The 9,466-nt window shown below is 36.7% G+C and carries 10 protein-coding genes and 1 other RNA gene; 9 read left to right on the top strand and 2 right to left on the bottom strand.

Annotated elements, in window-relative coordinates; all coding sequences use genetic code 11:
• The first annotated feature begins 472 nt into the window (after positions 1–472).
• The 9 genes from AB1414_09950 to ssrS all read left to right on the top strand — a co-directional run bounded on the left by AB1414_09950 (position 473) and on the right by ssrS (position 6,359).
• Positions 473–607, top strand: coding sequence for a hypothetical protein (locus AB1414_09950; GenBank protein MEW6607754.1), 135 nt, complete (start codon positions 473–475; stop codon positions 605–607).
• A complete protein-coding gene (locus tag AB1414_09945; protein ID MEW6607753.1) occupies positions 604–1,299 on the top strand; it encodes a hypothetical protein in 696 nt (231 codons plus the stop codon). The genes AB1414_09950 and AB1414_09945 overlap by 4 nt, the downstream gene beginning before the upstream one ends.
• Before the next feature lie 541 nt (positions 1,300–1,840).
• Positions 1,841–2,101, top strand: coding sequence for a GxxExxY protein (locus AB1414_09940; GenBank protein ID MEW6607752.1), 261 nt, complete (start codon positions 1,841–1,843; stop codon positions 2,099–2,101).
• A 187-nt stretch (positions 2,102–2,288) separates the two neighbouring features.
• On the top strand, positions 2,289–3,248 hold the full coding sequence (locus AB1414_09935; protein MEW6607751.1) for a hypothetical protein: 960 nt from the start codon (positions 2,289–2,291) through the stop codon (positions 3,246–3,248).
• 47 nt (positions 3,249–3,295) lie between these two features.
• Positions 3,296–3,733, top strand: a complete 438-nt coding sequence (gene aroQ, locus AB1414_09930; protein MEW6607750.1) for a type II 3-dehydroquinate dehydratase — start codon at positions 3,296–3,298, stop codon at positions 3,731–3,733.
• Positions 3,734–3,735: 2 nt separating this feature from the next.
• Complete coding sequence (locus AB1414_09925) at positions 3,736–4,161, top strand: DUF5618 family protein (protein MEW6607749.1); 426 nt, start codon at positions 3,736–3,738, stop codon at positions 4,159–4,161.
• A 1-nt stretch (position 4,162) separates the two neighbouring features.
• Positions 4,163–5,230 carry a Xaa-Pro peptidase family protein gene (locus AB1414_09920; protein MEW6607748.1) on the top strand — a complete coding sequence of 356 codons (1,068 nt, stop codon included), beginning with the start codon at positions 4,163–4,165 and terminating at the stop codon, positions 5,228–5,230.
• Between the two features lie 124 nt (positions 5,231–5,354).
• Complete coding sequence (gene efp, locus AB1414_09915) at positions 5,355–5,918, top strand: elongation factor P (GenBank protein ID MEW6607747.1); 564 nt, start codon at positions 5,355–5,357, stop codon at positions 5,916–5,918.
• A gap of 242 nt (positions 5,919–6,160) precedes the next feature.
• A non-coding RNA gene (ssrS, locus tag AB1414_09910) (6S RNA) lies at positions 6,161–6,359 on the top strand.
• Between the two features lie 421 nt (positions 6,360–6,780).
• On the opposite strand, the gene AB1414_09905 is transcribed toward ssrS, so the two are convergent.
• Positions 6,781–7,197, bottom strand: coding sequence for a hydrogenase iron-sulfur subunit (locus AB1414_09905; GenBank protein MEW6607746.1), 417 nt, complete (start codon positions 7,195–7,197; stop codon positions 6,781–6,783).
• A 31-nt stretch (positions 7,198–7,228) separates the two neighbouring features.
• Positions 7,229–9,283: a phenylalanine--tRNA ligase subunit beta gene (gene pheT / locus AB1414_09900; GenBank protein ID MEW6607745.1), complete on the bottom strand. Its 2,055-nt coding sequence runs from the start codon at positions 9,281–9,283 to the stop codon at positions 7,229–7,231.
• Between the last annotated feature and the right edge of the window lie 183 nt (positions 9,284–9,466).

Genomic DNA, 9,466 nt, shown 5'->3' with positions numbered 1-9,466 from the left:
GTTGTTTGTGTCATAAGTTTGTCCTCCTTATTTTAGTTAGTTAATACTTTTTGTATAGTATACCATAAAATCTTTCGCAGGTCAAACTTGACACTTTATCATATCATCTCTGCGGTGAACAGTTACCAAAAAGTCCAATAATTGAACAAAAATTTATCAGTAGTTTAAAATTTAATCATAGTTGTTTAAAAGTTAGAAAAAAGGTTTGAAGTGAGTTTTTAATTTACCGAAAGAGCATCTTTCTATAACTTTAGTTGTATCAATATGTTAGATATGAAGTAGTGGTCAGGGGCTTTAGTTAGCATAAGATTTGCTTCTCTATATTATTGTAAAATCCCTTTCAATCGTCAACCCTATCGTAAAAGGGAAATGGGGCAAAATAAAGATTTTAAATTCCCTAAATAAGGTGGTCAAATAGAAAAATTGACACACATTTTTGCCCCAGGACTAATTAAAATTGGTAACTGGTTAAATGGTAAGTAATTACCATTCACCAGTTACCAGTTACCAATTACCAGTTACCAATTACCAGTTACCAATTACCAAATTAAAGGAGGTGAAAAAGGAGGTCCTTCTTAAAAAAATTAAAGGAGGAAAGAAAAAATGAAAAGATTAATTATTGGGTTAGTAAGTATTTTAGGAATGCTATGGGCAACCAGTGCCATAGCCGATGTGGAAGACAAAACAGTTCAGGTGAAATTAGTGGTTCTCCAGATTATCGAGTTAGATGTAACAGCACCAGATGCGGTTGTCCCCACAGCAGAAGATTATGCACTGAAGCCGGCTGGCTATGACAAATATGCGTGGGTGCAGGGTTGTGAGCCAACACCAGATTCGACAGGATTTGCAGACAGAGCAGATGCCTTAGAAGTGACGACATTCACAAATGCGAAAAGTGGAGCGACAGTTTATTTCTACGGTAATCCCAATCCTATTCATGAAGAATCTCTACAGAATAAAGATGTCTATTTATCAGTGAGCCGCGAAAAAACCTATGTGTTAATGAACAGGGTAGATGACCTGGCCATCGACAAGAGTGATTTAGATGCAGGTTACAATGAGGATGCTAAGTTAATAGATGGTGCATGGGCAATAGCTAATACATCAGTTGATGGGGACTACAAGACCAAATGGATCCAAGCCAACAATGAAGCGAGAGAGTTTTTTGGAGTTAAAGAAGCTACCGAGGCAGGAAGACTTTGGGCAGTCAAATTAGGAGTTGCCTGTTTATCCGAATATACGGAAAATGCAGCTGGCTACACGATGGACCTAACATTTATCTTGATGCCTCGTGTTTAATTTAACTCAACTTCTCAATATAAAAAAAGGACCTCCTTTTCAAAAAAATAAAGAGGGAGAAAAAAATATTCTCCCTCTTTTTATTTTTCGTAAGCGTTCAGCTACAGAGTCACAGAGTTCACAGAGAATTAAGGAAATTACTCACAAATGCACACGAATTAACCTCTGACATCCCATAAATGTGGTGCGAACCTTTAGGTTCGCCTTTTGGCTTGCCCGAAGCGAGGCTAAAGCCTCGCACTACAAATCTTTGTAAGGGTTCAGGTAGGATAAAAATAAGGAGAAAGGGAGAAGATGGAGAAGTGGAGAAAAGAAGAGTTAAGTGATAGGATTATTAATGCCTGTATTAATGTCCATCAAAAGTTAGTGTCGTATTGAGTAAGTTTTGCACGGGGCATCATCAGGTTTCGTAACCTGCAAACGGATAATTGGTAACTGGTAATTGGTAATTGGTTAAATAGTTTCGTCCTGAGCTCAGCCGAACGGTATTTAATTACCAGTTACCAATCACCAGTTACCAGAATCGAATTCCGTGCGTTATTTGTTCAACACGACATTAGGACCTGGTTTTCTGGAGAGCATCTATCACAATACCTTGAAGGTTGAGTTTGCAAGACAGAACATCATCTTTGAATCAGAAAAAGAAGTCAAGATATTCTATCAAGGTCTTGAGGTTGGGATTCATAGACTTGATCTTTTTGTTGAAGATGAGATTGTGGTAGAGATTAAAACTGTTGAGGAGATAAGTGGGAAGTATTATAATCAGGTTAGAGCATACCTTAAGCAGTGGATAAAGAAATAGGGTTACTGGTAAATTTCGCAGACTCCAGGATTGATGTCCGAAAGGTGGAGCAAGAAAAAGTTTGAGCCATTTCTCCAATTCTCCCTTTTCCCCATTTCTCCTTGTTTACACTTCTAATATATAGCCCTGAACGGTTACCTCTATTTTTATTATTGACAAACTGTAAAGTAAATGGTATAGTTTAATTATGCCAAATAATTATGAACAGATTGATTTAAGTAAAATAAAGACATATCCGATAAAAAACCGTAAAAATCTGGTCAAACTCAAAGATTTTGTTAGACTTCTACCCAGAGATGCTACTCTTAAAGAGTTTATTGGTTCCCTGCCCGATATTTTAAAAGGGGTTGATTTGAAGGAATTAATAAAGTCTATCTCCCAGGCATATCACCAAAAGAGACCTGTTTTATGGGCTTGTGGAGCCCATGTAATAAAATGTGGGTTGTCGCCCCTGGTTATTGAACTAATGAAAAAAGGTTTAGTAAATTGTCTTTCGCTAAATGGTGCCGGGATTATTCATGATTTTGAGATTGCCTTGATAGGTGAAACATCAGAGGATGTCTCAAAAAGTCTTTTAGATGGTTCTTTTGGTATGGCAAAGGAAACCGGTGAACTAATTAATGAGGCAATTATTGATGGGGCAAGACATAATCTTGGGATTGGCAGGGCAGTTGGTAAAATGATTTCCGCACAAAAACTTAAATATCGAGAATATAGTATTTTATATCAGGGGTTTGAATTAAATATCCCTATTACAGTCCATGTGGCTATTGGCACGGATATTATTCATCAACATCCAAATGCCTCAGGTGAGGCAATTGGTAAAGGCAGTATGATTGATTTTCACATTTTTACTAACCAGGTGGCTAATTTAGAGGGTGGGGTGTTTATAAATATAGGTTCGGCGGTAATCATCCCGGAGGTATTTTTAAAGGCATTAACGATTGTTCGAAATTTAAACTACACGGTGGAAGATTTTGTCACTGCTAACTTTGATATGATGATACAATATCGACCAATGTCCAATATCGTTAAAAGACCAACGCTAAAAGACGGAAAAGGATATTCATTTATTGGTCATCATGAAATAATGCTGCCACTTTTGGCTTATGGGCTATTGGCGGAAATTCAGAACAACGAAGGTTGAAAAAACTAATTGCATTTTATTTAATAATATGTTATAATGTGAGGTAAATGAATAAAATATTGGTTATCCATGGTCCTAATCTAAATTTATTAGGGAAAAGAGAACCCGAAGTCTATGGGAATATAACCCTTGCGGAGATTAATCAAAGATTAAAAGAATTAGCCAATGAAAAGCAAATAGACCTGAAAATCATTCAGAGTAATCATGAAGGTGAGATTGTAGATGAGATTGGCAAGGCAGACGCTAAATTTATTATAATTAATCCCGGGGCATTTACGCATACAAGTATTGCTATTCGTGATGCCATCGCCGCCACAGGTATTCCAACGATAGAGGTACATCTATCTAATATTTATAAAAGAGAGGAATTCAGGCATAAATCCCTGATTGCACCTGTTTGTATTGGACAAATTAGTGGTTTTGGAGTAACTGGTTATCTGTTAGCCTTCCAGTCTGCTATTGAATTGATGAAAAGTAGAGGGTAGATGTGAAGAAAGAATATGATAAGAAATCTTTAGCCTCAGATTATTTTAATGAGGCAGTTAGATTCTATAAGAATGGAAAAGAGATATTAAAAAATGTCCCGATTGTATATAAAAGTTACGAGGATTCAAAACCCGTAGCAGAGGCAGCCGGAATATGTTATCTTAGTATGCTGAAAGCTTTAGATGGGTATCTTATTCTAAAAGGGATAGATAAGGCTAATTTACCTACTTCTTATCAGGGCTATTGGCAAACATTATCTAAAGATATGGTTCATAATGGTAAGGTAAAATCTGCCATAAAAATTGCTTACGAGAACCTTCATATCTTTGGTTATTATCGAGGTGGAACTGGAGTTTCAATGATAAAAGAAGGTTTTCAGTGTGCTAAATTTGTGATTGAACATCTATCTCATAAAAAAATTACCTAACATGGATAGAATCAACAAATTACAAACGATATTATCAAAAAAGAAATTAGATGGATTATTAGTATCTAATATCACCAATGTTCAGTATCTAACAGGATTTACAGGCTCTTCGGCTGATTTGTTGGTTACTTCCCAAAAGATATACTTTATTACGGATTCAAGATACCTTGAACAGGCACAAAAAGAAGTCCATCAGGGTGTTGAGTTCATTAAAGAAGAAAAAGGGTTAGTTAAGACCTTAAAAAAACTCCTGCCAAAACAAAAACTTAAAAATTTAGGTTTAGAAACTGATTACCTGACTTATACTCAATATCAAAAACTCGTTAAAGAATTAACATTTGTAGAATTAGTTCCAACCGAAGGATTGGTTTATAAGTTAAGATTAATCAAAGAGAAAGATGAAATACAGAAGATAAAATATGCCTGTCAAATAGCAGAAGATGCCTTTAAAGTCCTATTACCGTTTATCAATGAGGGTATGAGTGAGCATGATGTTGCCATTGAGTTAGAGTATTTAATCAAGAAAAAAGGCGGCGAGATTGCCTTTGAGACAATTGTTGCTTCAGGCTGGCGTTCAAGTCTGCCGCATGGAAGACCATCTCATAAAAAACTAAAGATGGGTGATTTTGTTATATTTGATTTTGGGGCGAGATTTAAAGGTTATAATTGCGATTTAACTCGCACTTTAATCCTTGGTAAGCCATCGCCAGGACAAAAATTAGTTTATCAATCTGTCAAAAACGCACAAGAAAAGGTATTAGAGAATTTAAGAGCCGGGGTAGAATTTGCTGAGGTAGATAAAATTGCCCGTGAAAAAATTGCCGAAAACGGTTTAAAACGATTCTTTGGACATAACTTAGGACATGGTATAGGCATCGAGGTTCACGAAATACCTCATATATCTTCTTCAAATAAAACCTTAATGAAATCAGGTATGGTTGTAACCATTGAACCGGGTATCTACATTCCAAACTTCGGTGGAGTAAGAATCGAAGATACAGTGCTGATAACTGAGAATGGGCATAAGGTATTAAGCGATAATGTGTCTAAAGAATTGATTGCATTATGAACTGGTAACTAATTACCATTCACCAATTACCAGTTACCAATTACCAATTACCAGTTACCAATTACCAGTTACCAGTTACCAATTACCAGTTACCAATTACCAATTTTAAGGAGGGTTAAAATAAATGATTGGTGCAAATGATTTAAGACCAGGAATGACGATTGAATTGAATGGAGAGATTTTCTCCTGCACAGAATTCCAGCATATCAAGCCGGGTAAAGGAGGGGCATTTGTCCGATTAAAATTAAAAAATTTTAGTACCGGCGCGGTTATAGATAAAACCGTTAGACCAGAGGAAAAATTCCCATTAATCAGAATATCCCGCAAACCTATGCAATATCTTTATCAGGAGGGAGGTAATTACTACTTTATGGATACCGAATCTTATGAACAATTCGGTCTCTCAAAAGATATGCTAAGTAGTAATGTCAATTACCTGAAAGAGAATATGGAGGTAACGGTTTTATTCCATGATGAGACGATAATCGGCATAGAATTACCAGTAACGATAGAACTAAAGGTTATCACCACTGAACCAGGTTTTAAAGGAAATACCGTTTCAGGTGCAACTAAACAGGCAGAATTAGAAACAGGATTAAAGGTCCAGGTGCCTTTATTTGTAGAGGAAGGTGAAATCCTTAAAATCGATACTCGCACTGGAGAATATATAGAGAGGGTAAGAGGTTAGAAGTAAAGTAGGTATTTAGCCATCTAAAGTGAAACAACAGGCAGTGGTTGTTAGGTTTCAGAAGAAACCTAAAGGTTCGCACTACATTTATGGGATGTCAGAGGTTAATTCGTGTCCATTTGTGGCTAATTTCCTTAATTCTCTGTGAACTCTGTGACTCTGTGGCTGAATGGTTACCAAAATTTTTATTGACTTTTGGGAGAAAAGTATGATATACTATAATTAGAATGAACCAGAGGTATGAGTCCCTACCGTGTTTGTGATGAAATGGTTTTTTTTTGAGCTAGCACCTTTTTATAGGGAGCTTTATAACTCTGAGTGTGGCATGCAGACTGCCTTTTAAAAAGGTGTAAGTAGAAGCATCAAAGCACTTAGGTGAGCACCCACTTACACAAAAGGGTTCAAAAATTCCATTTTACACGGCATTATGGTGGGGACTTTTTTTTTGTGGGGACAAATAGGGTCAAACCAATACTGTTTGGAATGAGTTTTTGGCAGGATTCAAATCAGGGCAACAAATTAGGTAACTGTTCACCGCAGAGACACAGAGACGCAGAGAAAAAATTAAAATTTATTGGTAACTATTCAGTCACAGATGGACACAGATGAAACACTGATTTTATTTTTTTATCCGTGCTAATCCGTGTTAATCAGTGGCTGAATAGTTACTTTATTTCTATGTCTTCTCTGCTCCTCTGCGTCTCTGCGGTAAAGAATTACCTGAACGGTTATGAAAATAGTAGGTAGGAGATAGAAGGTAGGAGGTAAGGAGATAGGCGTGAGGAATGATGTTTTCTTTACTCTCTACTTTCTACTCTCTACTTTCTACTTCCTTATTTTTCAGGAGAATTACTTTGTCACCTTATTTTCTGAGTGGACTTGGTCCCAATTCTTGTATTTTATTTGTCATTTCTCGGGCGACTTCAGCGAATTTTGGTCCCATTGAGGCACTCATATTGAACATTTCAAGACGATTACCACCAATGCCGGTTTCATCCAGTAGTTTTTTTGCTCTGGCAACACGGCGTTTTGCCTTGATATTGCCATCAATGAAATGGCAGTTTCCTTCCAGGCAACCCGCCACATAGACACCATCTGCCCCATCTTCAAATGCCTTCAACAGATACAAAATATCTACCTTGCCAGTGCAGGGCAATTTGATAATTTTAACATTAGCTGGGTAATTAAGTCTCATTGACCCAGCCAGGTCTGCCGCCCCGTAAGCACAATAATGACAGCAAAAAGCTACAATCTCGGGCTCAAAATTGTTATTAATCATCCTTACGGACTCTCCTTATCACATCATTCCATCACTCCAATCTCAACTCTACTCCCAGCCTATTTTTAAGTTCTATGATAATCTTATTATGTCGTTCATTAACCTCTTCATCGGTAAGTGTTATTTCTTGCTTACGATAAGTAATGGAATACGCTAAACTTTTATATCCAGTGGGTATTTTATCCCCTTGATATAAATCAAATAATTTAATCCTTTCGATTAAGCCTTCGCCAACTTCTTCAATTATCTTTGTTATCTGAGATGAATCAATCTCGTCTTTGACCAAACTAGCCATATCACGAACTACAGCCGGGAATCTATGTAATGGTTTAAATCTCTTTTCAAGATTAATTAAAGAAAGGAGTTTATCCCAATTAAGTTCAAATAAATAAATGCCTTCGGGCAGTTTTAGTTCCTTTGCAATTTGTGGATGTAGTTCGCCCATCATTCCAATGGGAGTGTCTTGATAGACTAATTTTGTTTGTCTTGTGGGATGAAGGCTGGCGTGGTTTCCAGCAAGGAATTCATATCCACTTATGCATAGTTCTTGAAGCAATTTTTCAATCACCCCTTTTAAATCATAAAAGTTAGCCAAAATAGTTGTTTTATCTCGCCAGTTAGGTTCATGGTAATTTCCGGCAATCGCCCCAATTAAAACATTTTGTTCTTTTGGAAGGGGTTTGTCAGCGGAAAAAACCTTTCCTAATTCAAATACCTTTAAATCATAGTTATCCCGATTGATATTCCATTGTAACACTTTCAAAATATTAGGGATTAAAGAAGGACACATTAAATTCTCATCCTCTCTTAATGGGTTAGTAATAATCACTTCGTTAGTCAGGGGGATTTTAGTTTTTGCCAGAAAATTTGGTGAGGCAAATGAGTAAGTAATGACTTCGTAAAAGCCGCAGCTAACCAGAATTTGTTTTGCCTTATTGGATAGTTCATACTCATAATCCATTGCTACTTTAAAAGAGCCTGCCGGCACTGTAATCGGGATTTTTTCATAACCATATATTTGGGCTATCTCTTCGATTATATCAATTTCACGGGTAATATCTAAATGTTTGAACGAAGGGACTTCCATAAGGAAAATACCTTTTTCTTCCTCTTTAATTCCATAACCGAATGATTGTAAAATATCTTTCACCTCATTTTCCTTAATGCTTGTGCCCAGAATCCGATTAATTCTATCAATTCTTAAATTGATAATCGTCTTTTTAAATTTCTTTGGATAAATATCTATTATTGGCGAGATAGATTTTCCACTGCATATTTCTGTAATCAGTTGAGTCGCACGGTCTTGAACTAAAATTAAATCCTCCGGGTCAACACCGCGTTCAAATCTATAAGAAGATTCTGTTTGGATTTGTAGTTGTTTTGTGGTTTGTCGGATATTTTGAGGATTAAAGTAAGCACATTCCAATAAAATAGTTGTTGTTTCTTCTTTAACGCGGCTATCTTCTCCGCCAATTATCCCGGCTAAGGCAATAGGTCTTTCTGCATCAGCAATGATAAGCATTTCTTGAGAAAGTTCATAACTTACTCCATCTAAAGTCAGGATTTTCTCATGCGGCGCGGCACGACAAATAATAACTTTCTTACCCATCAATGTCTGGTAATCGAAGGCATGAAGTGGATGTCCTAACTCCATCATCACAAAATTGGTAATATCAACAACATTATTAATCGAGCGAATGCCTACCTTCTCAAGCCGTTCTCGGAGCCAGACAGGAGAGGGAGCAACCTTGACCCCTTCAATTATCCTGCCAGTATAACGCGGGCATAATTTAGGGTCAACTATTAAGATATTAACCATCTGGGTTAGTTTTTTAGATAAATTAAATGCAGGTGGGGAAGGAATTTTTAGTTTAGTTTTATTCAAAACAGATATTTCCCTGGCTATCCCAATCATACTCAAGCAATCTCCACGATTAACCGTTATCTCCAAATCTATAATCGTATCATCCCCGATTCTTTCCACATTGGCTGTTTCAAACCCAAGATTAGTTAATTTATCTGCTAATTCTGTCGGAGAAAAGTCAAAATCAACATATTCTTTTAGCCAGTTATACGAAATTAACATTCTGGTTATCTCCTGTTTAAACCACTGAGAACACAATGCACTCACTGTGATTCATTATTTTGTAACCGTTCAGGGCTATACATTAGAAGTGTAAACAAGGAGAAATGGGGAAAAGGGAGAATTGGAGAAATGGCTCAAACTTTTTCTTGCTCCACCCTTCGGACATCAATCCTGGAGTCTGCG

The sequence above is a fragment of the bacterium genome (assembly GCA_040755795.1).
Taxonomy (GTDB): Bacteria; UBA9089; CG2-30-40-21; order CG2-30-40-21; family SBAY01; genus JBFLXS01.
This window is presented reverse-complemented; position numbering and strand designations above follow the sequence as displayed.

Coding starts and splice junctions, on each gene's coding strand:
- AB1414_09950 (MEW6607754.1), top strand. CDS start 473: ATGGTAAGTAATTACCATTCACCAGTTACCAGTTACCAATTACCAGTT.
- AB1414_09945 (MEW6607753.1), top strand. CDS start 604: ATGAAAAGATTAATTATTGGGTTAGTAAGTATTTTAGGAATGCTATGG.
- AB1414_09935 (MEW6607751.1), top strand. CDS start 2,289: ATGCCAAATAATTATGAACAGATTGATTTAAGTAAAATAAAGACATAT.
- aroQ (MEW6607750.1), top strand. CDS start 3,296: ATGAATAAAATATTGGTTATCCATGGTCCTAATCTAAATTTATTAGGG.
- AB1414_09920 (MEW6607748.1), top strand. CDS start 4,163: ATGGATAGAATCAACAAATTACAAACGATATTATCAAAAAAGAAATTA.
- efp (MEW6607747.1), top strand. CDS start 5,355: ATGATTGGTGCAAATGATTTAAGACCAGGAATGACGATTGAATTGAAT.
- AB1414_09905 (MEW6607746.1), bottom strand. CDS start 7,197: ATGATTAATAACAATTTTGAGCCCGAGATTGTAGCTTTTTGCTGTCAT.
- pheT (MEW6607745.1), bottom strand. CDS start 9,283: ATGTTAATTTCGTATAACTGGCTAAAAGAATATGTTGATTTTGACTTT.